This window comes from Paludisphaera borealis, from assembly GCF_001956985.1.
Lineage (GTDB): Bacteria > Planctomycetota > Planctomycetia > Isosphaerales > Isosphaeraceae > Paludisphaera > Paludisphaera borealis.
The window spans coordinates 5,816,398-5,840,911 of sequence record NZ_CP019082.1; the positions used below are offsets into that span (position 1 = coordinate 5,816,398).

The 24,514-nt window shown below is 66.4% G+C and carries 23 protein-coding genes; 21 read left to right on the forward strand and 2 right to left on the reverse strand.

The features are described 5' to 3' along the window. Positions 1-44: 44 nt before the first annotated feature. A complete protein-coding gene (locus tag BSF38_RS22485; RefSeq protein ID WP_168189432.1) occupies positions 45-1,283 on the forward strand; it encodes a glycosyltransferase family 39 protein in 1,239 nt (412 codons plus the stop codon). Positions 1,284-1,291: 8 nt separating this feature from the next. On the opposite strand, the gene BSF38_RS22490 is transcribed toward BSF38_RS22485, so the two are convergent. Next, on the reverse strand, positions 1,292-2,707 hold the full coding sequence (locus tag BSF38_RS22490; RefSeq protein ID WP_237170571.1) for a 3-keto-disaccharide hydrolase: 1,416 nt from the start codon (positions 2,705-2,707) through the stop codon (positions 1,292-1,294). Positions 2,708-2,917: 210 nt separating this feature from the next. Between BSF38_RS22490 and hypF the strand changes: the two genes are divergently transcribed. The 18 genes from hypF (at position 2,918) to BSF38_RS22565 (ending at position 18,051) form a co-directional block, all read left to right on the forward strand. Next, entirely contained in the window at positions 2,918-5,203 is a 2,286-nt protein-coding gene (gene hypF, locus BSF38_RS22495) for a carbamoyltransferase HypF (protein ID WP_076349376.1), read from the forward strand. A 33-nt stretch (positions 5,204-5,236) separates the two neighbouring features. Further along, complete coding sequence (locus BSF38_RS22500) at positions 5,237-5,488, forward strand: HypC/HybG/HupF family hydrogenase formation chaperone (protein WP_076349377.1); 252 nt, start codon at positions 5,237-5,239, stop codon at positions 5,486-5,488. Beyond that, positions 5,485-6,627 carry a hydrogenase formation protein HypD gene (hypD, locus tag BSF38_RS32215; protein ID WP_076349378.1) on the forward strand — a complete coding sequence of 381 codons (1,143 nt, stop codon included), beginning with the start codon at positions 5,485-5,487 and terminating at the stop codon, positions 6,625-6,627. Before BSF38_RS22500 ends, hypD begins: the two co-directional genes overlap by 4 nt. Before the next feature lie 21 nt (positions 6,628-6,648). After that, complete coding sequence (hypE, locus tag BSF38_RS32220) at positions 6,649-7,734, forward strand: hydrogenase expression/formation protein HypE (protein ID WP_076349379.1); 1,086 nt, start codon at positions 6,649-6,651, stop codon at positions 7,732-7,734. Between the two features lie 167 nt (positions 7,735-7,901). Beyond that, entirely contained in the window at positions 7,902-8,945 is a 1,044-nt protein-coding gene (locus BSF38_RS22515; protein WP_083714013.1) for an NADH-quinone oxidoreductase subunit B family protein, read from the forward strand. Beyond that, the gene (locus BSF38_RS22520; RefSeq protein WP_076349381.1) at positions 8,933-10,729 is read left to right on the forward strand and encodes a nickel-dependent hydrogenase large subunit; all 1,797 of its coding nucleotides are present in this window, start codon (positions 8,933-8,935) and stop codon (positions 10,727-10,729) included. The genes BSF38_RS22515 and BSF38_RS22520 overlap by 13 nt, the downstream gene beginning before the upstream one ends. Before the next feature lie 149 nt (positions 10,730-10,878). Continuing rightward, the gene (locus BSF38_RS22525) at positions 10,879-11,433 is read left to right on the forward strand and encodes a NifU family protein (protein ID WP_076349382.1); all 555 of its coding nucleotides are present in this window, start codon (positions 10,879-10,881) and stop codon (positions 11,431-11,433) included. A gap of 23 nt (positions 11,434-11,456) precedes the next feature. After that, on the forward strand, positions 11,457-11,657 hold the full coding sequence (locus tag BSF38_RS30875) for a hypothetical protein (protein ID WP_145952276.1): 201 nt from the start codon (positions 11,457-11,459) through the stop codon (positions 11,655-11,657). Positions 11,658-11,686: 29 nt separating this feature from the next. Further along, positions 11,687-12,319, forward strand: coding sequence for a DUF5947 family protein (locus tag BSF38_RS22530; protein WP_076349383.1), 633 nt, complete (start codon positions 11,687-11,689; stop codon positions 12,317-12,319). Beyond that, positions 12,312-12,974 carry a DUF6084 family protein gene (locus BSF38_RS22535; RefSeq protein WP_076349384.1) on the forward strand — a complete coding sequence of 221 codons (663 nt, stop codon included), beginning with the start codon at positions 12,312-12,314 and terminating at the stop codon, positions 12,972-12,974. Before BSF38_RS22530 ends, BSF38_RS22535 begins: the two co-directional genes overlap by 8 nt. Next, positions 12,971-14,041: a hypothetical protein gene (locus BSF38_RS22540; protein WP_083713265.1), complete on the forward strand. Its 1,071-nt coding sequence runs from the start codon at positions 12,971-12,973 to the stop codon at positions 14,039-14,041. The genes BSF38_RS22535 and BSF38_RS22540 overlap by 4 nt, the downstream gene beginning before the upstream one ends. Further along, positions 14,034-14,327: a hypothetical protein gene (locus BSF38_RS30115; RefSeq protein WP_083713268.1), complete on the forward strand. Its 294-nt coding sequence runs from the start codon at positions 14,034-14,036 to the stop codon at positions 14,325-14,327. The genes BSF38_RS22540 and BSF38_RS30115 overlap by 8 nt, the downstream gene beginning before the upstream one ends. Before the next feature lie 9 nt (positions 14,328-14,336). Then, positions 14,337-14,894 carry a YceI family protein gene (locus BSF38_RS22545; RefSeq protein WP_076349385.1) on the forward strand — a complete coding sequence of 186 codons (558 nt, stop codon included), beginning with the start codon at positions 14,337-14,339 and terminating at the stop codon, positions 14,892-14,894. After that, positions 14,891-15,442 (forward strand): hydrogenase maturation protease, encoded by a 552-nt coding sequence (locus BSF38_RS22550; protein WP_076349386.1) that lies wholly within the window; start codon positions 14,891-14,893, stop codon positions 15,440-15,442. Before BSF38_RS22545 ends, BSF38_RS22550 begins: the two co-directional genes overlap by 4 nt. Further along, complete coding sequence (locus BSF38_RS31475; RefSeq protein WP_168189433.1) at positions 15,439-15,615, forward strand: hypothetical protein; 177 nt, start codon at positions 15,439-15,441, stop codon at positions 15,613-15,615. The genes BSF38_RS22550 and BSF38_RS31475 overlap by 4 nt, the downstream gene beginning before the upstream one ends. Before the next feature lie 22 nt (positions 15,616-15,637). Beyond that, positions 15,638-15,979 (forward strand): hydrogenase maturation nickel metallochaperone HypA/HybF, encoded by a 342-nt coding sequence (locus tag BSF38_RS22555; RefSeq protein ID WP_076349387.1) that lies wholly within the window; start codon positions 15,638-15,640, stop codon positions 15,977-15,979. Continuing rightward, a complete protein-coding gene (hypB, locus tag BSF38_RS22560; RefSeq protein WP_076349388.1) occupies positions 15,976-16,677 on the forward strand; it encodes a hydrogenase nickel incorporation protein HypB in 702 nt (233 codons plus the stop codon). The genes BSF38_RS22555 and hypB overlap by 4 nt, the downstream gene beginning before the upstream one ends. A 30-nt stretch (positions 16,678-16,707) precedes the next feature. Continuing rightward, a complete protein-coding gene (locus BSF38_RS22565; RefSeq protein WP_076349389.1) occupies positions 16,708-18,051 on the forward strand; it encodes an erythromycin esterase family protein in 1,344 nt (447 codons plus the stop codon). A 24-nt stretch (positions 18,052-18,075) separates the two neighbouring features. Here BSF38_RS22565 and BSF38_RS22570 read toward each other — a convergent pair whose 3' ends face one another. After that, positions 18,076-19,455, reverse strand: coding sequence for a TolC family protein (locus BSF38_RS22570; protein ID WP_099092115.1), 1,380 nt, complete (start codon positions 19,453-19,455; stop codon positions 18,076-18,078). A gap of 552 nt (positions 19,456-20,007) precedes the next feature. Between BSF38_RS22570 and BSF38_RS22575 the strand changes: the two genes are divergently transcribed. Together BSF38_RS22575 and BSF38_RS22580 are read left to right on the forward strand one after the other, a co-directional pair. Then, the gene (locus BSF38_RS22575) at positions 20,008-21,354 is read left to right on the forward strand and encodes an efflux RND transporter periplasmic adaptor subunit (protein WP_076349390.1); all 1,347 of its coding nucleotides are present in this window, start codon (positions 20,008-20,010) and stop codon (positions 21,352-21,354) included. Then, entirely contained in the window at positions 21,351-24,485 is a 3,135-nt protein-coding gene (locus BSF38_RS22580) for an efflux RND transporter permease subunit (RefSeq protein WP_083713271.1), read from the forward strand. The genes BSF38_RS22575 and BSF38_RS22580 overlap by 4 nt, the downstream gene beginning before the upstream one ends. Positions 24,486-24,514 lie beyond the last annotated feature (29 nt).

A 24,514-nucleotide genomic window follows, 5' to 3' on the forward strand; every position in this document is an offset into this window, starting at 1 on the left:
AATCCGCTCGAAGCGTTTTGGGGTCCATGGAGCAGCGTTCGCTCGTGTCATTCTTTGATTCTCTGTCGCATCCGATCGACTTTTCGCCGCACCGCCGCTGGGTGCGTTACCGCGTCGAGGACCGTCCGCTTGAGACGCTCATCTGGCTCGGGGCGTTGTTGCGGGTCTGGGTCTTCCTCGACGGACGTCCTTACTGGATGGACGAGGGGTCGCTGAGCGCGAACCTGAGAGGCGGCCCGATCCTCGATTTTTCGCGTCCCCTGGCCGGCGACCAACTGGCGCCGTTCGGCTTCTTGATCCCCGAGCGCGTGCTCGTCGCGTTGTTCGGCGGCTCGGTCTACGTGACGCGGCTGATCCCGTTAGTCTGCGGGATTGCGGCTCTCGGGCTGTTCCGCCGTCTCGCGGAACGCTTGATGAGCCGTTCGGGGGCGATCGTCGCGATGATCCTGTTCGCGTTCTCGGACGACCTGATTTACTATTCGAGCGAGTTGAAGCCGTACTCGTGGGATCTCGCGATCGGGCTCGTCGTGACGCTCGTCAGCCTCGGCGAACTTGCCGTGGACTCCAGCCGGTGGAGGCTCGGGCTGCTGGCCCTGGTCGCGATCGGCTCTCCCTGGATGTCGTTCCCGTCGGTCTTCGTCGTCGCCGGCTGCGGGGCCGTTCTGCTCGCTCATCGCCTGCTCGCGGGCCGCTGGCGCGACGCCGCGCGACTCGCCGCGATCGCCGGCGGATGGGCGGCCAGCGCGGTCGTCGCCTACCGCGCGTCGAGTCGGCTGCTCAACGAGGCGACCTCCATGTACGTCTTCTGGAACTTCGCGTTCCTGCCGTTCCCGCCGACGACGCGCAAGGCTCTGTCGACGACTTCCGGCATCCTCCTCGAAACGTTCGTTACGCCGCTGAACCTCGTGCCGCCGTTCCTGCCTTACGCATTCGCCGGCCTGGCGGTCGCGCTCCTGATCTTCGGGACGGCCGCTCTCGGCCGCCGCGATCCGGCCGCGCTGGCGATCCTACTCGCCCCGCTGGCCCTCGCGCTGGCGGCCTCGGCGCTCCGCAAATATCCGTTCCACGGCCGCCTGATCGTCTGGCTGGTCCCGGTTTTCTTCGTGCTGATCGCCGAGGGGACGCAGACGGTTCGGGGCAGGGGGGGCCGGCGGTTGTACGGCGCCGTACTGGCGATTTTGCTGGTGTATCCCTGCTGCGATGCGGTCAACGAGTCCACGGGCCGGCGGATGCGCGACTTCAACATCCATGGAGATCTGCGCAAAAATCAATTCATGGAATGATGCGCGGGTCACTCGGCGTCGGGCTTCCGCGGCTGGTCCTCGCCCTGAGCCGCGACCTTGCGCGCGTCGGACGGGATCGCCGCCTGTTCGGCGGTGATCAGCGGGAGGTCGTCGGGAAGGGTCTTGAGGAGGACGTCCTTGTACTGGATGGCCATCGGCGGGCCGACGTGGACCTGCACGGCGAGCACCCCTTCGAGCTTGCGTCCCTTCTCGTCGAGGTCGATCAGGTCGACCGTCGGATGGCCGTCGATCCAGTGGCGGTGGTGGTTCCCTTCGACCAGGACGCGGAAGTCGTGCCACTCGCCGGGCTTGAATGTGCGGAGCGGAAAGGTTCCAACCGTCCAGGGCTGGCCTTGCGGGTCGATCACGACCTTCTCGCCGGTGTGGGACAGGATGCGGCGTCCTCTCTCCTCGTAGAGCATGCCGTTATAGTCGGGGCGGTCGGCGACCACGTCGCACTGGTAGCCGATGACGACCGATTCGCCCAGGTCGGGCCGCTCGGTCCCACGGTATTGGAGACCGCTGTTGCCGCCTGGCGAGACCTTCACCTTGACCCGCAGCTCGAAGTTCTTGACCGTGCCGTCCCTCCAGGTGATGAAGCGGTTGAACTTGAGCGTGCCGTCGGCCTTGCCCGTCAGGCAGCCGTTCTCGGCCGACCAGTACTTCGGACTTCCGTCCCAACCAGTCAGGTCGCGACCGTTGAAGATCGCCCGGAACCCCTCGGGACGGCCCTGATCGGCCGTCGCGCCGCCGGCTTTCAGTTCACGGATGCGGACGTTCCGCCAGCGCACCTGATACGGTCCCTGGTCCTTGGCGATGCCGTGGACCTGAAGCCCGACGAACCCGTGGGCGTCCGTGGCGTCGTGGAAGTCGGAGACCGCAGCGCCGTTGACCCACGAACGATAATGGTCGCCTTGCGCCACGATCCGGTACGTGTTCCAGCCGTCGTCATCGAAAGCGCCCTTCGCCGCGTCGGCGATCTCGCCGCTGATCCACCTTCCACGACGCCCTTCATCGTAGAACCGTCCCGCCGTTCCCGTCTCCTTGCGGGCGATTTCGCATTGCGGGCCGTAAACCACCCCCGCCCGGTCGCGGTTCTTAGGATCGGAATCGTCTTTTCCGTAGACGTGGCTGCGGACCTGAACCCCCGAGTTCAGCCGGGGATCGCATCGGACTTCCAGCTCGAGTTCGAAGTCCTTGAAGTCCCCTTTGCAGAGGAAGGTGTTGGGGCTTCCCTCGACCGTGTTCCCCACGATCTCCCCATTCTCGACCTGGTATCTGGCGAACCCACCGCGGACCGTCCACCCTTCCAGGCTCTTGCCGTCGAACAGGTTCACCCAGGGCTCGTCGGCCTGAGCCGGCCGTCCGGCCGAGGCGGCGAAAGCCATAACCAGCGATGCGACGAGGAGAGGTCGTTTCACCACGGCGGGAGTCTCCGATACCGATTCTGAGGCGGGTCTCAAAACACGAATCGCCCTGATTATGCCCGTGCCTGAAGCCGTCGTCCACCAGTCACACCCGTGGAGAGCCGTTCATCGAATCGCGGAAAAGGGGCGCTCTTGGCATCGCGTGTGCCGGCATCAAGTGGTCGCGGACCTCTGGGATTGAAACACCCCTTGCGCTGGATCACTCTTATGGAGCGACGGGCGATCGTGGTCACCGGAGTGGTTCAGGGCGTCGGTTTTCGGCCGTTCGTCTATCATCTCGCGGATCGTTTCCAGCTCCACGGCTCAGTCAAGAATCAGTCAGGCAGCGTGCTGATCGAGGTCGAGGGGGAGCCGTCTTCGCTGGAAGGCTTTCTGGCCGAGCTGGCCGACCGGCCGCCGCCGCTGGCTCAGATCGATCGGCTTTCGTGGGAGCCGCAAGCGCCGCGAGGCGAGAGTCGATTTCAGATCGAGTCGAGCGAGGCCGACGGGGCGAGCCCGGTTTTCATCTCGCCCGACGTGGCCACGTGTGCGGATTGCCTCGCGGAGGTGTTTGACACCGGCGACCGTCGGTTCGGTTATCCGTTTCTCAACTGCACCAATTGCGGCCCGCGACTGACGATCATCACCGGCGCGCCGTACGATCGGCGGCGGACGACGATGGCGACGTTCGCCATGTGCGCCGCCTGCCGCGCCGAGTACGACGACCCAGCCGATCGCCGGTTCCACGCTCAGCCGACCGCCTGCGCGGACTGCGGCCCGAGGCTCCGGTTGCTGGACGGAGCCGGCCTGCCGCTTCCAAGCCCTGACCCGATCGCGTTCTTCGCCGAGGCGCTCGAAAAGGGCGAGATCGGGGCGATGAAGGGGCTGGGGGGCTATCACCTGGCTTGCATGGCGCGCGATCGCGCGACCGTGGCCGAACTGCGAAGGCGGAAGCACCGCGACGAGAAGCCGTTCGCGGTGATGGTCGCCGATCTTGAGGCCGCCGAGCGTCTGGTCGAGATCGGGCCCGCCGAGCGTTCGCTGCTGCTCTCGGCCGCCCGGCCGATCGTCTTGCTGCGCGCGCTTCGGCCCGACGTCGTGGCGGAGGAGGTCGCGCCGGGCAATCCCTGGCTGGGGGTGATGCTGCCTTACACGCCGCTCCACCACCTCTTAATGCGGGCGGTCGAGGGCGTTCCGCTGGTGATGACCAGCGGCAACCGGTCCGATGAGCCGATCGTCCACCGCGAGAGCGATGCGGGAACGCTCGCCGGGATCGCCGATCTGTTCCTGGTCCACGATCGGCCGATCCACGTGCGATGCGACGACTCGGTCACGCGCGTGGTCGACGGCGTCGAACTCCCGGCGCGCCGGTCTCGGGGCTATGCGCCGTCGCCCATCGCCCTGCCTGTCGCCTGTCCGCGGCCGGTTCTGGCGGTCGGAGGGCAGCTCAAGGTCACGTTCGCCCTCGGCCGTGGTCGTCAGGCGTTCGTCAGCCATCATATGGGGGACCTCGACCACTACAATGCGTTCCGGGCGTTCGAGAACGACGTCGAACTCTATCAACGCCTGTTCGCGATCCGGCCGGAACTACTCGTTCACGACCTCCACCCGGACTATGTGACGACTCGGTATGCGCAAGACGGGGCGGCGAGGGAGGGAACGCAGCTTCTCGCCGTGCAGCATCATCATGCGCATGTCGCGAGCTGCATGGCCGAGAACGGTCTGGACGAGCCGGTCATCGGCGTTGCGTTCGACGGCTCGGGATTCGGCGAGGACGGAGCTATCTGGGGCGGTGAATTCCTCGTCGGCGACTATCGAGGCGTTCGGCGAGCCGCCCATCTCCGCTACGTCCGCATGGCGGGGGGCGACCGCGCCGTCCGCGAGCCCTGGCGGTTGGCCCTGGCCCACCTCCGCGACGCCGGCGAAGAAATCAATGATATTAAGGCACATGCTTTGCATGCAGACGTTCGGGTTGTTTTGAGGATGCTTGAACGGAATATCAACGCTCCGTTCACATCCAGCGTGGGTCGGCTTTTCGACGCGGTCGCCTCGCTCGCCGGGGTGCGGGACCGTGTGAGCTTCGAGGGGCAGGCCGCGATCGAGCTGGAGGCCCTGGCGACCGCGCAGCCCGAAGGGGCGGCGTATCCCCTGGACTTCGAGCCGAGCGGCGGAGGAGGCGGTATGGATGGGCCGATGATCATCGACACCAGGCCGATGATCCGGGCTGTGGCGGACGACGTGGCGAGCCACGTCTCATCGAGCCTCATCGCCAGACGCTTTCACTCGACGATGGTCGATCTCATCGCCCTGACCTGCGGCCGGCTCCGGGATGCGACGCAAATCGAGACGGTCGTTCTCAGCGGCGGGGTGTTTTTGAACGCTCTGCTGACGCATGAAGTGTGCGCGCGGCTCGGCCGCGAGGAGTTTCGGGTCTATCGTCACCGCCTCGTCCCGCCGAACGACGGCGGATTGAGCCTCGGGCAACTGGCTGTCGCCGCGGCCCTCCTCTCTTGAGTTCCACGAGTTCGGATCGGAAGGGAGTCGCTTATGTGTTTAGGCATCCCCGGCCGCGTCGTCGAGACCTACCGCGAGGACGACGTCCTCATGGGCAAGGTCGATTTCGGCGGCGTCTCCAAGCGCGTCTGCCTTGAGCACGTCCCGGAGGCGGCGCGCGACGATTACGTCCTCGTCCACGTCGGCTTCGCGCTCTCGATGATCGACGAGGTGGAGGCGAAGCGGGTTTTCGGGTTCCTGGAGCAGATGAGCCAGCTCGACGAGTTGGAGGTTCCGCCGCCATGAAATACATCGACGAATACCGCGACGGCCAGGCCGCCCGCGCGCTCGCTGCTTCGATCACCCGCACCGTGACGCGGCCCTGGACGATCATGGAGGTCTGCGGGGGCCAGACGCATAGCATCGTTAAGTACGGTATCGACCGCCTGCTCCCACCGGAGATTGAGCTGGTGCACGGTCCGGGATGTCCGGTGTGCGTCACCTCGCTGGAGACCATCGACCGGGCCAACGCCATCGCGTCGCGTCCCGACGTGATCTTCTGCTCGTTCGGCGACATGCTCCGCGTGCCGGGCTCGCGCGGCGATCTGCTGCAACTCAAGTCGCAAGGGAGCGACGTCCGCGTGGTCTACTCGCCCCTCGACGCCGTCGACCTCGCCGCGGCCCGGCCCGATCGCAAGGTGGTGTTCTTCGCGATCGGCTTCGAGACGACCGCCCCGCCCAACGCGATGGCCGTCTGGATGGCCAAGAAAAGGAAGCTGTCCAATTTCAGCGCGCTCGTCTCGCACGTCCTCGTCCCGCCGATGATGAACGCGATGCTCGGCGCGCCCGACAATCTCGTCCAGGGCTTCCTCGGGCCGGGGCATGTCTGCACGGTGATGGGCGAGTCCGAATACAGGCCGATCGTCGACCGATTCCACGTGCCCATCGTGATCACGGGCTTCGAGCCGATCGACCTTCTTGAAGGCGTCCTTCGGACCGTCGAGCAGCTCGAATCGGGCCGGGCGGATGTCGAGAATGCGTACGCCCGCGCCGTGCGGCCCGAAGGCAACCCGAGGTCGCGGCAACTGCTCAACGACGTCTTCGAGGTCTGTGACCGCAAGTGGCGAGGGGTCGGCATGATCCCTCAGAGCGGCTTCCGGTTGCGTCCCGAGTATCGCGATCACGACGCCGAGCAGATCTTCAAGGTCGACGACATCGAGACCCACGAGTCATCGATCTGTATCAGCGGGCAGATCCTCAAGGGGCAGAAGAAGCCTCACCATTGCCCGGCCTTCGGCAAGCAATGCACCCCACAGACGCCGCTCGGGGCGACGATGGTCTCGTCCGAAGGGGCCTGCGCGGCCTATCACGCCTACGGCCGCCACCTGGAGGCCGTTGCGACTGTGGACGGGGCGCAAGCCCCGCTGATGTCGACCGCGACGTAACGAATTCTGGAGGTCGTCCCCATGGCCGTCGACGATTCCCGGGCCGTCCTTCCACTTGGCGCGTGCCCCGTGCCGCAGTCGCGCTATGAGCACATCTTGCTGGGCCACGGCAGCGGCGGACAGTTGACGGCCGAGCTGATCGGGAAGCTGTTCGTGCCGGGGTTCGGCGGCGACGTGCTCGGGGCTCTTGAGGATGCCGCCACGCTCTCGCTGAGTTCCGGCAACGGAGTGCACGGGCCTCGGCTCGCCTTCACGACCGACTCGTTCGTCGTCCGGCCACTGTTCTTCCCCGGCGGCGACATCGGCCGGTTGGCGGTGCACGGCACGGTGAACGACCTGGCGGTGGCGGGAGCGCGGCCGTTGTTCCTGTCGTCCGCCTTCATTCTGGAGGAGGGCCTGCCGCTGGACGACCTGCGGCGGATCGTCGCATCGATGCGCGCCGCGTGCGCCGAGGCGGGCGTGACCCTGGTGACGGGCGACACTAAGGTCGTAGATCGGGGTAAGGGGGACGGCGTGTTCATCACGACGTCGGGCGTGGGCCTCGTCCCGGAAGGACGTTCACTGTCGATCCACTCGGCCCGGCCCGGCGATCGCATCCTGGTTTCCGGGACGCTCGGCGATCATGGAATCGCCGTCATGTCGGTGCGCGAGGGGCTGGAGTTCGAGACGGTCCTGGAAAGCGACACTGCGCCTCTGAACGGCCTGGCCCGGACGATCCTGGAGACATGTTCCGAGACCCGCTGCATGCGCGACCCGACGCGCGGCGGCCTCTCCAGCGCCGTCAACGAGCTGGCGTCGGCCTCGGGGGTTGGGGTGGAACTGGAGGAGACCGCGATCCCGCTCCGCGCCGAGGTCCGGGCGGCTTGCGAGATGCTCGGGCTTGATCCGCTCTACGTGGCGAACGAGGGGAAGCTGATCGCCGTGGTCCCCCCCGAGCACGCCGACCGCGTCCTGGGAGCGATGCGGTCGCATCCCCTGGGACGCGACTCGGCGCTGATCGGCGACGTCGTGGCTGAGCATCCCGGAATGGTCATCCTCCGATCGCGCGTCGGCGGCCGTCGCGTGGTCACGCTTCTGGCAGGCGAACAACTTCCGAGGATCTGTTGAGGGCCTGCGCGATCGTTCTCGATCGGACCGAGAGGTAGACCAACGCTGCTGATGCCCACTAACCATTTTTTCGGAAAGGAAGGGCGATCGTGGCTGAATCGACACAAGCCCCTTATGGGAGGAAGACGCAGAAAGCGCCCGCCGTCAAGGAGATCCACATCCTCTGGATGCCCGATGCGCTGGGCTGCGAGGGCGACACGGTCTCGACGACGGCCGCCACTCAGCCGAGCATCGAGGACATCCTGATGGGGGCCATTCCGGGCCTGCCGAAGGTCCATCTCCACAACCGGATTTTGGACTTCTCCCAGGGGGGCGAGGACTACCTGAAGGTCTGGTACGACGCGGCCGAGGGGCGGCTCGAAGCGCCCTTCGTGTTCATCGTCGAGGGCTCGATCCCCAACGAGAAGATCAAGTCCGAGGGCTACTGGGCCGCGATGGGCACGAACGCGAAGACCGGCCAGCCGATCACCGTCACCGAGTGGATCGACCACCTGGCCCCGAGGGCCCTCGCGGTGGTCGCGGCCGGCACCTGCGCGGCATACGGGGGCATCCACGCCATGGCCGGCAACCCGACCGGCTGCATGGGGCTGGCCGACTACCTCGGCTGGAGCTGGCGGTCCCATGCCGGCGTTCCGATCGTCAACGTCCCCGGGTGTCCGGTGCAACCCGACAACATGACCGAGACGCTCCTTTACCTCCTCTACCAGGCGGCGGGCCTGGCGCCGATGATCCCGCTGGACAAGGAGCTGCGGCCGACCTGGCTGTTCGGCAAGACCGTCCACGAGGGCTGCGACCGCGGCAGTTATTACGAGCAGGCCGACTTCGCCCACGAGTACGGCTCGCCCAAATGCCTGGTGCGGCTCGGCTGCTGGGGGCCGGTCGTCAATTGCAACGTCACCAAACGCGGCTGGATGAACGGCCTCGGCGGCTGCCCGAACGTCGGCGGCATCTGCATCGGCTGCACGATGCCCGGCTTCCCCGACAAGTTCATGCCGTTCATGGACGAGCCGCCCGGCGGCGTCCTCTCGTCAAGCCTGATCGGGATGTACGGCAAGATCATCCGGAGGCTCCGCGCGATCACCAACACGACGCTCAACCACGAGCCGAAGTGGCGGCACGCCGGGCCCGATCTGACCACCGGCTACCACCCCACGTCCTACGACCACGAGCCCGTCGAGATCGAGAGAGGAGCGACCGCATGGCGACCGTGACCCGACCCGTCCGCGAAACCCACGACGGCCCTCGCAACCTGGTCGAGATGTCGTGGGACCCCATCACCCGGATCGTCGGCAGCCTGGGGATCTACACCAAGATCGACTTCGCCAACAAGCAGGTCGCCGAGTGCCACAGCACGTCGTCGATCTTCCGCGGCTACAGCGTCTTCATGAAGGGGAAGGACCCGCGCGACGCCCATTTCATCACCAGCCGGATCTGCGGGATCTGCGGCGACAACCACGCCACCTGCGCGTGTTACGCCCAGAACATGGCGTTCGGCGTCCGTCCGCCCGCCATCGCCGAATGGATCGTCAATCTTGGCGAGGCGGCGGAATATATGTTCGATCACTGCATTTATCAGGACAACCTCGTCGGGGTGGACTACTGCGAGCAGATGGTCCGGGAGACCACGCCGAGCGTCTGGGCGAAGGCTCAGAAGAAGGCCGCGCCGCACGCCGCCGACCACGGCTATCGGACGATCGCCGACATCATGACCGCGCTCAATCCGTTCACGGGGGACTTCTATCGCGAAGCCCTCCAGATGAGCCGGCTGACGCGCGAGATGTTCTGCCTGATGGAGGGCCGGCACGTCCATCCGTCGACCCTGTATCCCGGCGGCGTCGGCACGGTGCCCACGCAACAGCTTTTCACCGACTACCTCGTCCGGCTGATGAAGTACGTCGAGTTCATGAAGAAGGTCGTGCCGCTCCACAACGACCTGTTCGACTTCTTCTACGAGGCGCTTCCGGGCTATGAGGAGGTGGGCCGTCGCCGCGTCTTGCTCGGCTGCTGGGGCTCGTGGAACGACCCGAAGGTCTGCGACTACGAGTACCGCCACATGAACGAGTGGGGCAAGGCGATGTACGTCACGCCCGGCGTCGTCGTCGACGGCAAGACGGTCACGAACAACCTCGTCGACATCAACCTCGGCATTCGCATCCTCCTCGGGTCGTCGTTTTACGACGACTGGGAGGGGGACGAGATGTTCGTCACGCACGACCCGCTCGGCAACCCCGTAGACCGCCGTCATCCGTGGAATCAGACGACCACGCCCCGGCCGCAGCGGCGCGATTTCGAGGGCAAGTACAGTTGGGTCATGTCGCCGCGCTGGAAGCACCCGGAGACCGGCGAGCACCTGGCGCTCGACACCGGCGGCGGCCCGATCGCCCGACTCTGGTCCACCGCGCTGGCGGGGACGGTCGACATCGGCTACATCAAGGCGACCGGGCACAGCGTCAAGATCTACCTGCCCAAGACCGCGATGAAGCCCGAGGTCGAGTTCGAGTGGAAGATCCCCAAGTGGAGCAACGCCATCGAGCGGAACCGGGCCCGCACGTACTTCCAGGCCTACGCCGCGGCCTGCGCCCTGCATTTCGCGGAGAAGGCGATGGAGGAGTTGCACGCCGGCCGGACCCGCACGTTCACCGACTTCACGGTGCCCGACGAGGCGATCGGCTGCGGCTTCCACGAGGCGGTGCGCGGCGTCCTGTCGCACCACGTCGTCATCCGGGACGGCAAAATCGCCAATTATCATCCCTATCCGCCGACCCCCTGGAACGCCAACCCGCGCGACGTCTACGGCACGCCCGGCCCGTACGAAGACGCGGTCCAGAACACGCCGATCTTCGAGGAGAACGGCCCCGACAAATTCAAGGGCGTCGACATCATGCGCGCCGTCCGCAGCTTCGACCCCTGCCTGCCGTGCGGCGTCCACATGTATACGGGCGAGGGCAAGCTGCTCGAAGTTCGGCACGTCCCGATGTTCGGCGCGCAGGGATGAGTAAGAGCCTGTCTCGTAAGGGGAGGGCGAGGCTCCCGCCGAGCCGGGCGTGGCGGTGAAAACCGGCTCGGCGGGAGCCTCGCCCTCCCGTAATACGCGTTTGTGGGCCAGACTCTAAGGCGGACGAACGCAAGAAACGGGAGACAGTGATGACAGACCGTCTCGACGGCCCCGAGTTTCAGTCGCGGCTTCAGCGCCTCGACGCCTTGCTCCAGGACGTGGAACGCCTCGCCGACCCCGCGGCTCGGTCGCAGGTCGGCGAGGTGGTGCGGGCGCTCCTGGAATTGCACTGCGCGGGGCTCGAATCGATTCTCGAACACCTTGAAGCCGCGGGCGAGCCTGGCGCGGCAGTTCTCAGCGCCTGCGCACGCGACGACATGGCGGGGGGCTTGTTGCTTCTGCACGGGCTCCATCCTTTCAGTCTCGAAGAGCGCGTGCTCCAGGCGCTCGAACAGGTCCGGCCGGTGCTTCGCTCGCATGGCGGAAACGTGGAAATGGTCGGGGTCGACGGCGGCGTCGTGAGGCTCCGCCTGACGGGAAGCTGCCACGGCTGCGCGTCGTCGGCCGTGACGATGAAGCAGACGATCGAGGAAGCGGTCCTCGGCCGCGCGCCCGACGCCGTCGGCCTGGAAGTCGAGGGCGTGGTGGACGAACCGGAAACGACGCCGGACGGCCGGCGGCTGGTCGTCTTGACGGGAATCTAAACTTCAAGAAAGGAGCGTCGAAGATGGGATGGCACGACTCCAGGGCGGCGCTGGCCGCCCACACTTCAGGGGTCCCCCGGGGCGAACAAATGGTCAGCAAGAGGGGGCGCGAGCCGGGCCGTGACGATCCGATGACCGGCCGCACGGCGCGCGACGCGACGAGCATTAACGCCGCCGACCGCGAGCCGATCGACCCGCGCATGCCTCACCTCCCGCCGGCGTGACACGATCGCGGACGATGAGGAGCCTTACCATGAAAATCGAAACGCGCGTCGAGGGCCGCGAACAGTCGGTCTTCGCCTCGATCCGCCGGTACGCTCGACCTCGACAGGCCCGCGAGCGGTGTGGCATCTGCGACGCGGGGCTTGCCGCCGAACACGCGCACCTTATCGAGACGGCCGTCGGCCGGCTGACTTGCGCCTGCGAGCCCTGCGCGATCCTGTTCGGCAATCAGGACGCCGGGCGCTATCGCCGCGTGCCGAGGGACGCCTGGTTCCTGCCCGAGTTCCAGCTTTCGGACGTGGCGTGGGAGGGCTTCTCAATTCCGATCAATCTGGCCTTTTTCGTCCACAGCACGCCGGCAGGCCGCGTGGTCGCGTATTATCCGAGCCCCGGCGGGGTCGTCCAGTCGCTCGTCTCGCTTGATGAATGGGCCGCTCTAGTCGCGGAGAACCCGGTCCTTGGCCGCTTCGAGCCGGACGTCGAGTGCCTGCTGGTGAACCGTGTCGGGGAGACGTGCGACTGCTATCGGGTGGGGATCGACGCGTGCTACAAGCTCGTCGGCCTCGTCCGGATGAACTGGCGCGGGATGACGGGCGGGACGGCGGTCTGGAATGAGATCAATCGCTTCTTCAACGGTTTGAAGGAGCGGTCGAGCCATGCCTGACCTGAACTTCCAGGTGGAGGGAGTCGAGCCCCAAAAGTTTGCGGCCGAGCCGTTGCTGCTGTTCAAGCTCCGCGTCTCCGAAGCCCTGAACAACGGCCTGGCGCCGACGCCGGTCCACACCGTCGCGCTTCGCTGCCAGGTGCGAATCGAGCCCGGCCGGCGAACCTATCAGGCAGCGGAGCGCGAGCGACTGCTCGGCCTGTTCGGCGCTCCCGAGCGCTGGGGGCAGACGCTGAAGCCGATGCTTTGGAGCCATGTCTGCGTCGTCGTCCCGTCGTTCGAGGGCGAGGTCGTCGTCGACTTGCCGATCCCGTGCAGTTTCGACTTCAGCCTGGCGGCGACGCGGTATTTCAGCGCGCTCGACGGCGGCGACCTGCCGCTCGGCTTCCTGTTCAGCGGCACGATTTTCTTCGCGACGGAAGAGGGCGATTTGCAGGTGCGACCGATCGCGTGGGACAAGGAAGCCTCGTTCCGGCTCCCGGCCTCGACCTGGCGCGAGCTGATGGACGTGTTCCATCCCAACACCGCCTGGCTGTCGATCCGCCGCGACGTCTTCGACCGACTCGACCGCTACAAGACGGAGCAAGGCATGCCGACATGGGAACGGGCTCTTGAGCGGCTGCTCGCCACGGCCGAGGAGGGAGCGACGCCATGAACCGCGCGCTGGTCGACCGCATCGCCGACGCCGTTCTGTATGAAGGGTACATCCTTTACCCCTACCGCCCGTCGATCAAGAACCATCAACGCTGGACCTTCGGCGGCCTCTTTCCCGAGAGCTACACGCGGTCCCAGCGCAACGGCGACGCGTCGAGCAATCGGACCGAATGTCTGGTCCACGGGACGCGCGCGTCGGCGATCGACGTCCGGGTCCGCTTCCTCCATCTGACGGCCCGTCAGGTGGGCTTCCTCGATCCGCCAAGCGCTGAATGGCCCGAAGACGGCCCGGAGCCGCCGTTCCAACCGGTCGAGTCGCTCCGCGCGGGCGGGGCGATTCACCAGACGTGGCAGGAGGCCGAGGAGCGCGAGGCGAGCCTGGGCGAAACGACGATCGACGACCTCATCACTCGACCGCGCGAGACGACCTTCGCGTTCGTGGGAGGACGACGGTGGGAGCCGATCCGCGTGCCGGGCCGAGGCGTCGTCGGCGTCATCGTCCGCGATCAACAGCCCGTCGCGGGGGGCGTCGAGGCGTCGGCCGTCGAGGTCGCCGAGGGATTGTTCCGCCTCTCGATTCGCGTCGCCTGTCGGTCGTCGATGGAGGATGCGGCGGTCGCGGATCGCGACGCCGCGCTGCTCCGGTCGCTCGTCGCCACGCACGCGATTTTGACCGTCCGCGACGGCGCGTTCGTATCGCTTCTGGAACCGCCCGCGTGCTGGCGTGACGCCGCCGCGGCGTGTCGGAACGTCGGCGGATGGCCGATCCTGGTTGGCGAGGAAGGTTCGACGGATACGATGCTGGCGTCGCCGATCATCCTCTACGATTACCCTCGGATCGCACCCGAGAGTCCGGGCGACTTCTTCGACGGCACGGAGATCGACGAGATCCTTTCGTTGCGGATCATGACGCTCACCGACGACGAGAAGGCGTGCATGGCCGCGATCGACGACCGCGCGGGGGCCCTGCTGGCCAGGACCGAGGCTATGGCCCGTGAACAGCTTCTCGGGCTTCACGGTACGGTGCGCGGCTGTTCGGGGGGTTCGGGGGAGGCCGATCATGGATAGCTGGGGCTTCGAGAACGAGCGTCGATGCGTCGAGTGCGTCCACATCGGCCCGGTCGAGCTGCGAAGTGGGAGTCGCGTGCGGCTTCGCCCTCGCGGCCGCGCCGACATCATGGATATGGTGCTGGCCGGGAAGACCGCGATCGTCGAGGCGATCGAGCAGGATTTCGAGGGGAGGATTTACCTCGCGGTCGCCGTCGACGACGACCCCGGCCGTGACCTCGGCATGCTTCGCCAGCCCGGCCACCGCTTCTTCTTCCAGATGGACGAGATCGAACCCCTCTCGTGAGGTGATGTCTTGAGCGTCCGCTACGTGTTCGACAAGAGGCAGAGCCAATTCACCGTGCAGGCGTTCAAGACCGGCCTGCTCTCGACGTTCGGCCACAGCCCGACGTTCGCGGTCGGCGACTATTCCGGCGAGGCGCGGTTCGGAGCGGGTGGACTTGCAAGCTTTTCACTGGAATTGACCGTCGTCGCCGACTCGCTGAGTCTGCTGGACCGGGTCGGCGTCACCGACCGTCGCGAGATCGAGAGTCGAATGCGCGACGATGTGCTCGAAACGCGAGCCCATCCAGAGATCCGTTACCGGGCGGAGCGGCTCGCCGACGAGCGCATCGCTCCCGGGCGGTATCGGATTCGGATTGGCGGCCCCCTGTCGCTGCACGGCGTGACGCATCCTCACCAGATCGACGCCGAGTTGACTGTCTTCAACGACGCGCTTCAGCTTCGCGGAGGCTGCGCGCTCCGGCTTTCGGACTATCAAATCAAGCCGGTGTCCGCGCTCGCCGGCGCGATCAAGCTGAAAGACGAATTGCAGTTGACCTTCGACCTCAACGCCCCCAAGGAGGAGACATGATGCAGCCACGCATCCTGGTCGCGGGGATTGGCAACATCTTCCTGGGCGACGACGCGTTCGGCGTCGAGGTCGTCGGCCACCTGATGAACCGCCGACTGCCGGACGAAGCGCTCGTCGTGGATTTCGGCATTCGGGGGCTCGACTTGGCCTACGCTTTGCTCGATGGTTACGAGGCGGTCGTCCTGGTGGATGCGACTCCGCGAGGCGGCCCGCCCGGCAGCTTGTACGTCCTGGAACTGGACGCGGACGCGACGGTCGGGCCGGAAGGCCAGGAGCCGTCGATCGAGGCGCACAGTCTGGACCCGGTTCGGGTGCTGCGACTGGTCAGATCGATGGGCGGCGCGGTCGGCCGGATCTTGCTGGTTGGCTGCGAGCCGTCGCCGTTCGAGGAGTCGGACGACCTACGCGACGGCCTGAGCACGGCCGTCGACGCCGCCGTGGACGAGGCGGTCGTCCTCGTCGAATCGCTCGTCAAGCGGCTGCTTCGAGGCGAGGGGGTCGGTGCGAGTGATCACCGCGTCATTTCCGAGGAGGAGGTTGGAAGATGAACAGTCTCATGCCGGGTCAGCATGCGTCGTTGTCGCGTTGGCCGCACGAGGAGCGGACGGTTCCTCACAAGGGCCTGTTGATCGCCGGCGTCGTGGTCGTCGGGCTGGGCCTGCTGGCCTGGACCTACCTCGGTTCCGACTTCAAGCGGTATATGAAGATCCAGCGCATGTAGGGAATCGATTGGGGCGTTTCGCATGCACGAGCTGTCCATCGCGTTGAGCATTCTGGACATGGCCGAGGAGGAAGCCGAACGGCGGGGAGGGCGCATCGTTGCCGTTCATCTGAAGCTCGGCCCTCTCTCCGGCGTGGTCGCCAGGGCGCTGGCGTCGGCCTATGAGATGGCCCGCGAGGGGACCCCCCTTGATCAGGCCGAGCTGGTCATTGAGGAGGTCCCGATCGTCGCTTACTGCGCGACGTGCGACGTGGAGCATTTGCCGGATGCGTTCGACCTGCGATGTCCCGGCTGCGGCGCGCCGACGCCCACGATCCGCGGCGGTCGAGAGTTGGAAATCGTCGCCCTGGAGATCGTCTCATGACCGAGCAACCGCGGATGGTCCAGGTTCGTCAGCGCGTCTTGAAGCGCAACGACGTCGCCGCCGGCATGCTGCGGGGACGGTTTCATGAGGCCGGCGTCTTCGTCGTGAGCTTGGTATCGAGCCCCGGCGCCGGCAAGACGGCGTTTCTCGAACGCGTGCTGCGCGGGCTTCACGGTCCGTTCCGGGTCGCCGCGCTCGTCGGCGACCTGGCGACCGACAACGACGCCCGGCGGCTGGCCCGCAGCGGCGCGCCGGTCAAGCAGATCGTGACGGGAACGGTCTGCCACCTCGACGCCGAGATGGTGGCGTCCGCCCTGGACGGCTGGACGATCGACGAGCTCGACTTCCTGTTCCTGGAGAACGTCGGCAACCTCGTTTGTCCCGCGAGCTTCGATCTTGGCGAGAGCCTTCGCCTGGTCCTGTTCTCCGTCACCGAGGGGGAGGACAAGCCGCTCAAGTACCCGACCATCTTCAACACGGCCGACGTGGCGCTCATCACCAAGACCGACATGGCGACGGCCGCCGAATTCGACGCCCAGCTCGCGCATCAGAGCATTCAGTCGGTGCGCCCCGGCATGGAAGTGTTCGAGGTGTCGGCGAAGACCGGCGCGGGGGTCGAGGAATTTCTGGAGTTCCTCCGCGACCGCCGCGCGGCGTTGCGTACGTACGAGCCAGGCGAGGTTGTCTCCAAGGGATAGGGCCTCGCCCAAGAACGAGGGGAACGACTCATGTCGGATTCGTCTTCTCATCACGGGGCGGTCTTCGCTGTGCGCGAGGCCGCTCGGCCCCTCACGGGGGCTTCCGCCGACTACGACTACTTGCTCGATCGGATCGGTGACGCCCGATTCGTGCTTCTCGGAGAGGCGTCTCACGGCACCCACGAGTTCTACTCCGAGCGAGCCCGGATCACGCGCAGGCTGATCGGGGAAAAGGGCTTCACGGCCGTCGCCGTCGAGGCCGACTGGCCCGACGCCTACCGTGTCAACCGATACGTCCGCGGCGCCGGCGATGATGACTCAGCCCTGGCGGCGGTCGGCGATTTCCATCGGTTCCCGACCTGGATGTGGCGCAACGCGGCCGTGCTCGAGTTTATCGAGTGGCTCTACGATCACAACGGAGGGGTAGTCAAGGCCGGCTTCTACGGTCTCGACCTTTACAGCCTCCACGCCTCGATCCGCGCTGTCGTCGACTATCTCGACAAGATCGATCCCGAGGCGGCTGGGCGGGCCCGTCGCCGGTACGCGTGCTTCGATCATTCAGGCGAGGACACTCAGGCCTACGGCTACGCCGCGAGCCTCGGCCTTGATCGATCGTGCGAGAACGAGGTCATCGCCCAGCTCGTCGACCTCCGCCGCCGCGCTGTCGAGTATGCGAGGCGCGACGGCCTGGTCGCGGAGGACGAGTACTTCCAGGCCGAGCAGAATGCACGACTAGCCAAGAACGCCGAAGAGTATTACAGGTCGATGTTCCGGAGCCGCGTCTCATCGTGGAATCTGCGTGATCTTCACATGGTCGAGACGCTCGCCGAGCTGGTTGGGCACCTCGATCGCACGACCGGCCGTCCCTCGAAGGTCGTCGTCTGGGCGCACAACTCCCACCTGGGAGACGCCCGCGCTACCGAGATGGGCGAGCGCGGCGAGTGGAACGTCGGTCAGCTTGTCCGCGAGCGTTGCGGCGACGACGCAGTCAACATCGGATTCACGACTTACACCGGCACTGTGACGGCGGCATCCGATTGGGACGGACCGACCGAGCGGAAGCGCGTCCGCCCGGCGCTGCCGGGCAGCTACGAGGCTCTCTTCCACGAGGCCGGCTCACCGCGGTTTCTGATCGACCTCCGCGACGGCGGCGACGCGACGGAAGCCCTTCGCGAACCACGGCTGGAGCGGGCCATCGGCGTCATCTATCGGCCGGACACGGAGCGTCGGAGCCACTACTTCCACGCGCGGCTGGCCGAACAGTTCGACGCCGTGATCCACATCGACCAGACGCGGGCGGTGGAGCCCCTCGATCGCGATTCCGGTTGGGAGGAGCAAGGCGAAGTTCCCGAGACCTACCCCGCGGGCGTCTGAACTACGGGCCTGACTCGCTGGGTTTCAATTCGGAGGGGGCGGCGCGGTCTCGAAGATCGGGGGGACGGCCGAGTCCGGGCCGGGAGTGGCGTCGTGCTGGGCCTGAGCGAGCATTCCGCGAATCATCGTGGGGGTCCCGATCGCCAAGAGCAGGTCGGCCTGCGCCTGGGTGGCCTGCCAGACCGCGTCGAGCTGGGCGTTCTGGAGCTGGATCAACCGCTGGCGGGCTTGCATGAGCTTCGTCAGGTCGGACTGACCCGCCTGAAACAACCGCTCAAGGACGGAAACCTCCTGGGCGAGTTCGTCGATCAGGCCGGCCGACTCGTTGACCAGCTCCCGGGCGCCGTTCCATTTGGCCACGCTGGCGCGGACCTGGGAGACGGCTCTTTGTTGAACCTGCTGCAACGCCACGTGCGCCCGGCGATGCTCGGCCTCGCGCTGCTTGACCAGCGGCGTGCCGTTGTTGACGATCGGCAGCGGGGAGATGAAGACGAGCCCGACGTATTGAACGCCGACCTCGTCGATTTCCCACTCCGGGCCGATGACGGGAGTCGGGATGCGGTCGGCCTTCGCAAGCCGGACCGATGCGTCGGCGCCCCGGGCGAAGGCTCTCGCCGCATGAATGTCCGGGCGGTTTTGCAGGGCCGTCTGGATCATGAGCTGCTCATCGACCTCCGGGACGTAGGTGGGGAGCGTGAATTCCCCCAGCGGCTCGACCGTTCCGGCGGTCTCGGGGACGCCGATCTGGTTTCGCAAGTCGGTCAGCGCGACGACGTACGTCTGCCGCGCCGCCTTGACGAGCTGCCGCGCCGCGCGACTCTCGACCCGCGCCAGCGCCACGTCGGCGGCGGTGACCTGGTTGGCTTCCAGACGTCGCTGAAGCGATTCCAGCAGCTTGTCGTTGAACGAGGCCAGCTCCTCGGCTACGCGGGTCCTCTCGCGGTTGTAAGCGGCGGTCTGAAAGAAGCGATAGGTCTGGACCAGTGCGGTCAGCTCGGCCTGAAGCACGGTCCATTGCAGGCTGTCGTAAGCCGCCTTGGCGATGTGGTATCGGTGGGTGGTCTGGTGTCCCAGCTCGACCGGCTGCCGGAGCGAGAGATAGAGGTAGTTGCCGCCGTTGTGATAGAAGCTGCCATTCTTGGAGCTGCCGCCGCCGCCCGCCCCCGTGCCGAAGGTCTCGCGAGGGATGAGACTGATCGGCCGATAGTCGATCCAGAGGGTCGGGTTCAGCGTCGTCGGGAATCGCCGGGCGACCTCGACGGCTTCGGCCGACGCCGCAGCCGGGTTCCCTTCCCGCAAGGCCACCAGGTCGGGATTGCCCGTCAGCGCGCCGTAGAGGGCGGCTTGCAGGCTGACGGATTGGTGCCCCACGGGGGGGGCCGGGCTGGCGAAGGGCGTGGGCATGACGAGCGCCGGCGCGTTGGGAATACCGACGTCGCCCGGCGTCGTTTGCACCCGGCGAACCGGTGCATCGACAGGCGGTCGGGGACGGACAGGCGGAGTCGCGGCCGGTGTCGGCGCTGTCGGCGGTGCGGTCTGAGGGCGGCGGAATCGCTCGAAAAGCCGCCTCGGCGAAGGGTTTGCGGCGGTTGGCGGCGGCGACGGATCGCCGTCGGGCGCGTCAGCGGTCGCAAGCGTTCCAACGCTTGCCACGAGGCCGAAAACCATCGGGCCCAGGATTCGTCTCATGGCATCGCATCCTTCACGTCGTCCCCCCGCCCGCCAAATCCTTCGGCGGGCGGAAACGTCTTCCTTGAACCTCCGAGCAACGCTCGATCGATCGACGTAACCTATCTATTCGGCTTTCGGATCGAAGCGCGTTCGTCTGTAAGCGAAAACTAACCAAACTGCCCGTGCTACCTGGATCTTCATCCCGATACGCTTAGATACAGAATCGGAGTCCGCGGGGTGAACTTCGCCCCTGGATCTCGGCGGGAGTCACGAGGAGCGGCGGCGATGTCGAAGCGATGGCGGCTGTTGGTAAGCTTGCTCTTGACCGGACTTATGGGCTGCGGGGCCAAGAGCGAACCGGAGCACGCGGAAGCCGAACACGACCCGAGCGAGGCGACGGTGACGGTTCAGACGCTGCCGGCGAAGAAGGGGAAGCTGGCCGAGTTGATCGAGGGACTTGGTCGCACCGAGGCGATTCCCGATCACCTCGCAACGCTCACCCCGGCCGTCGAGGGCCACGTCGAGACGCTTCTCGTCAAACAGGGCCAGTCCGTCAAGAAGGGACAGCCGATCGTCGAACTTGACAAGTCCGTCGCCCTGGCGGACCTCGCCGAAAAAGAGGCGACCCGCGACGGCCTCAAGGCGTCGTTGATTCTCCTCAAGTCGTTGCCACGTCCCGAGGAGCGCAAGGCGAACGAGCTGGCGATCGCGCAGGCCAAGGTGGCGGTCGTCCGGGCCAAGGCGACCGCCGACCGGCTCCGGCCGCTGCTCGCTCGCCACGAAGCGGCCGATGCGACGGTCTTCGACGCCGAGCAAGCGGTCGAGCAAGCCCTGCTCCAGCAACAGTCGGCCGAGGCCTTGCTACAGTCGACGATGATCGGACCTCGCCCCGAAGCGGTGGCCGAGGCGGAAGCCAAGATCAAGACGGCGGAAGGCCTGGTCGCGTTTTCCAAGGCCCACCTCGCCTTCCACGTCATCCGGGCACCGATCGACGGCGTGCTCGACAGCCTGACTTGTCATCCGGGACAAACCCTCTCCGTCGGGTCGCCGATCGGCGAGGTCGTCGACTCCCGGCAAGCCTACGCAATCGTCTGGCTTCCGCCCCGCTCGGCCCAGGCCGTTCATGAAGGCCTCGCGGCCCAGGTGGCGCCGGCTGACGCAACGCCGTCCCACGCGGAGGCGGAAGAAGAAGGCGAGAAGGGCGAGGCGCACGAGCCGGCCGAGGAAACCGCCTTGCCGGGCCAGGTTGAATCCATCAGCCGGATGGCCGACCCGCAAACAGGAAACCTCGCGGTCCGCGTGCTCGTCGAGAACCCCAAGGGGCGAATCGCACTGGGGCAGACGGTCCGGGCGACGATCGTGCTCGAAGAGCGGGATGACGTGCTCCAGGTGCCGGCCGTCGCGGTCTTCGACCTCGGCGAGGGGCCGGTGATTGGAGTGGTCCGCGACGGGAAGTCGGTCATGCTTCACCCCAAGATCGGAACGAAGCAAGGAGCGTGGGTGGAGGTCTCCGACGTCGACCTTAAGGAAGGCGAACTCGTGATCACCGAGGGCGGGTACAACCTGCCGGACGGCACGACCATCGAGCTGGCCGATCCCCCCGCCGTCGCGAGCGCCGAGGCGGGCAAATGACTCAACTCATGGAACCCGAGACCATCGGTCGCGCCACGCCGAGCCGAGGTCTGAACCTGATCTCGCTGGCTCGTCCCTATTTCGGCCTGATCGTGCTGACGGCGGGCCTGCTGTCGGCGTACGGCGTCTATTCGATGTTCCGGATGCCCAGCGGCATCTACCCCGAGGTGAATTTCCCCCGGGTCGTCGTCATCGCGCAGACGCCGGGGCTGTCGGTCAAGGACGTCGAAGTCGCCGTGACCCGGCCGATCGAGGAGGTCGTCAGTATCGTCCTGGGGGTCGAACGGGTGCGGTCGAAGTCGGTTCGGGGGGCTTCCGAGCTTTCGGTCGACTTCACCCCCGGAACGAACATGATTCAGGCCCTCAACGACGTCCGCGCCCGGATGGCGGAGGTCGGGGCCAAACTGCCGCCGGGGACGACGACCCTGACCGAGCGGCAGACGCCGTCGGTCTTCCCGATCATCTCGTTCGTCGTCACGGGCGGCCGGAATCCCTCCGAGCTGCACGACTACGCCTATTACGTGCTGAGGCCGCGCGTCAGCCGCGTCCCCGACGTTTCGTACGCCACTGTGCAAGGCGGCGACGTCCGCGAGATCGTCGTCGAGGTCGATCCCCAGGCGCTGGTATCGGCCGGGCTGTCGATCTCCGACGTGGCCGATCGGCTGAACAAGGAGCACCGGCTCAAGGCCGTCGGCCGGCTCGATCGGGGGACGCTCCAGTATCAGGTTCTGACCGACACGCTGGCGACCGACCCCCTCGACCTGGAGAACATCGTCGTAGCCGACAAGAACGCCCAGCCGATCCGCGTGAAGGATCTCGGCAAGGTGACAGTGTCGCACGAGGACCGCATGGTGGCGACCCGGGCCAACGGCAAGGACGCCGTCGTCTTGACAGTCTTCCGACGCCTCGGAGGGAACACGCTGACGGTCTCGCGCGAGCTGGACGCGGCCCTCGCCGACGCGGCCAAAAACGCCCCGCCCGGCATCCACATCGAGCACGTCTACGACGAGGCGCTGCTGGTTCAGACGGCGATCGACAACGTCCGCGACGCCATTTTCATCGGCGGCGCGCTCAGCGTCGTGGTTCTTCTGTTGTTTCTCCGAAGCGTGCGGGCCACGCTGATCGCCGCGCTGTCGATTCCCTTGAGCCTCGTCATCAGCTTTGTCTTCCTCAACCTGAGCGGCGACACGCTGAACCTGATGTCGCTGGGCGGCCTGGCGGTCGCGATCGGCCTGATCATCGACGATACGGTGGTCGTGATCGAGAACATCGCGCGGCATATCGCCGACGGCGACCGCGGCGACGAGGCGGTGGACCGGGCCAGCAAGGAGATCAGCGGCGCGGTGGTCGGCTCGACCTTGACGACGATCCTAGTGTTCCTGCCGCTGGCCTTCGTCCAGGGGATGGTCGGGCAGTTCTTCCAGTCGCTCAGTCTGGCGCTGTCGGTCTCGCTGCTGGTGTCGATGGTGGTCAGTCTGACGATCATCCCCGTTCTCGCCGCCCGCTACCTGGGTCGTCGCCCGATGGCGCACAACGGCCCCGTCTACAACTTCCTGGCGGACCGCTACGAAGGCCTGCTGAGGATCGGCCTGAGGTTCCCCCGGACGACCATCGCGCTGTTCGTCCTCGCCGTGGTCCCTCTGGTGTGGATCTACTCGCAACTGGAGACGGGCTTCATGCCCGACATGGACGAGGGGACGTTCGTGCTCGACTACCAGATGCCCGTCGGCACTTCGCTCGAACAGACGGACCGCGTGCTGCGGCGAGTCGAGGACGTGCTCTTGAAGACGCCGGACGTCGAGGGCTACATTCGCCGGACCGGGGCCGAGTTGGGCTTCTTCGCGACCGAGTCGTACACCGGCGACGTCCTCATCGTCTTGAAGCCCCGCAGCCAGCGCCGGCCGATGGCCGAGATCGTCGAGGAGCTTCGCGAAGCGATCCCCAAGGTGGTTCCCGAGCTGGAGACCGAGTTCGTTCCGACGATTCAGGACCAGGTCGACGACCTGGCCGGGGCCGAGAGCCCCATCGAGGTGAAGATCTTCGGCAGCGACCAGGCGGAGCTTCGCAAGCTGGCCACCGAGGTCGGCGAGATCCTCGAAAAAATCTCCGGCGTGGTCGACGTCAATACAAACGTCGTGATGGGCAACCCCGACATCATGGTCCGTCCCGACAGCGTCCAGACGGCGCGGGTGGGCTTGTCGGTGATGGACGTCGAGAACCAACTTAACGCCGCGCTCTACGGCCAGGTGGCCAGCACGCTCCCCGAGCAGGACCGGATGACGAACATCCGGGTCCGCTACCCCGATCACATCCGGTACGATCGCGACCGGCTCGCCCAGTTGCCGATCAGCCTGGCGACCGCCGCGACTTCCGCCGCGCATTCGACCGCCGCTGCTGGGATCGGCTTCGTCCCGCTCGGCCAGCTTGCGACGATCCGTCTGATCCGCAGCCCCAACGAGCTGAAGCGCGAGAACCTTCAGCCGGTCATCAACGTCACGGCCTCGCTCGACAAGCGGGACCTGGGATCGGCCAACACGGAGATCCAGGCGAAGCTCTCGGAACTGAAGTTCCCGCCGGGCTACCGCTGGGAGGTGGCCGGCGACTTCAAATCGCAGCAGGATTCGTTCGCCAGCCTGTTGACCGTGTTGATCGTCTCATCGGCCCTGGTCTTCCTGTTGCTGGGCTTTCAGTTCAAGAGCCTGACGCTGCCGATCCTGATCTTCCTGGCCCAGCCGATCTCGATCGCGAGCGCCTTCTTCGCGCTCTGGATCACCTCGACGCCGTTGAACATCTCGTCGTTCCTGGGCGCGATCCTCTTGATCGGCCTCGATGTCAAGAACGGGATCATCCTGATCGAATACATCGACCAGCTTCGCGCGGGGGGGATGCCGATCCGCGAGGCCGCGCTCAAGGCGGGTCGCGTCCGGTTCCGGCCCATCCTGATGACAAGCCTCTGCACGATTCTCGGCCTGGCGCCTTTGGCCCTGGGCATCGGACCTGGCGCGCAAATGCAGCAGCCGCTGGCGATCGCCGTGATCGGCGGCCTGTTCACCAACATGCTGTTGACCCGCCTGCTCATCCCGGTCGGCTACCTGGTGTTGAAGGGCGACGATAAGCCGGCGGCCGTCTGACCCGAGCCGCTTTCGCATGAAAGGCCGCA

Bases quoted from the DNA above. Each gene is read 5' to 3' on its own strand.
- hypE (WP_076349379.1), top strand. From the start codon at position 6,649: ATGGCCGTCGACGATTCCCGGGCCGTCCTTCCACTTGGCGCGTGCCCC.
- BSF38_RS31475 (WP_168189433.1), top strand. From the start codon at position 15,439: ATGAACAGTCTCATGCCGGGTCAGCATGCGTCGTTGTCGCGTTGGCCG.
- BSF38_RS22540 (WP_083713265.1), top strand. From the start codon at position 12,971: ATGAACCGCGCGCTGGTCGACCGCATCGCCGACGCCGTTCTGTATGAA.
- BSF38_RS22530 (WP_076349383.1), top strand. From the start codon at position 11,687: ATGAAAATCGAAACGCGCGTCGAGGGCCGCGAACAGTCGGTCTTCGCC.
- BSF38_RS30115 (WP_083713268.1), top strand. From the start codon at position 14,034: ATGGATAGCTGGGGCTTCGAGAACGAGCGTCGATGCGTCGAGTGCGTC.
- BSF38_RS22550 (WP_076349386.1), top strand. From the start codon at position 14,891: ATGATGCAGCCACGCATCCTGGTCGCGGGGATTGGCAACATCTTCCTG.
- BSF38_RS22520 (WP_076349381.1), top strand. From the start codon at position 8,933: ATGGCGACCGTGACCCGACCCGTCCGCGAAACCCACGACGGCCCTCGC.
- BSF38_RS22580 (WP_083713271.1), top strand. From the start codon at position 21,351: ATGACTCAACTCATGGAACCCGAGACCATCGGTCGCGCCACGCCGAGC.
- hypF (WP_076349376.1), top strand. From the start codon at position 2,918: ATGGAGCGACGGGCGATCGTGGTCACCGGAGTGGTTCAGGGCGTCGGT.
- BSF38_RS22555 (WP_076349387.1), top strand. From the start codon at position 15,638: ATGCACGAGCTGTCCATCGCGTTGAGCATTCTGGACATGGCCGAGGAG.
- BSF38_RS22525 (WP_076349382.1), top strand. From the start codon at position 10,879: ATGACAGACCGTCTCGACGGCCCCGAGTTTCAGTCGCGGCTTCAGCGC.
- BSF38_RS22515 (WP_083714013.1), top strand. From the start codon at position 7,902: ATGCCCGATGCGCTGGGCTGCGAGGGCGACACGGTCTCGACGACGGCC.
- BSF38_RS22535 (WP_076349384.1), top strand. From the start codon at position 12,312: ATGCCTGACCTGAACTTCCAGGTGGAGGGAGTCGAGCCCCAAAAGTTT.
- BSF38_RS22500 (WP_076349377.1), top strand. From the start codon at position 5,237: ATGTGTTTAGGCATCCCCGGCCGCGTCGTCGAGACCTACCGCGAGGAC.
- BSF38_RS22570 (WP_099092115.1), bottom strand. From the start codon at position 19,455: ATGCCCACGCCCTTCGCCAGCCCGGCCCCCCCCGTGGGGCACCAATCC.
- BSF38_RS30875 (WP_145952276.1), top strand. From the start codon at position 11,457: ATGGGATGGCACGACTCCAGGGCGGCGCTGGCCGCCCACACTTCAGGG.
- hypB (WP_076349388.1), top strand. From the start codon at position 15,976: ATGACCGAGCAACCGCGGATGGTCCAGGTTCGTCAGCGCGTCTTGAAG.
- BSF38_RS22575 (WP_076349390.1), top strand. From the start codon at position 20,008: ATGTCGAAGCGATGGCGGCTGTTGGTAAGCTTGCTCTTGACCGGACTT.
- hypD (WP_076349378.1), top strand. From the start codon at position 5,485: ATGAAATACATCGACGAATACCGCGACGGCCAGGCCGCCCGCGCGCTC.
- BSF38_RS22565 (WP_076349389.1), top strand. From the start codon at position 16,708: ATGTCGGATTCGTCTTCTCATCACGGGGCGGTCTTCGCTGTGCGCGAG.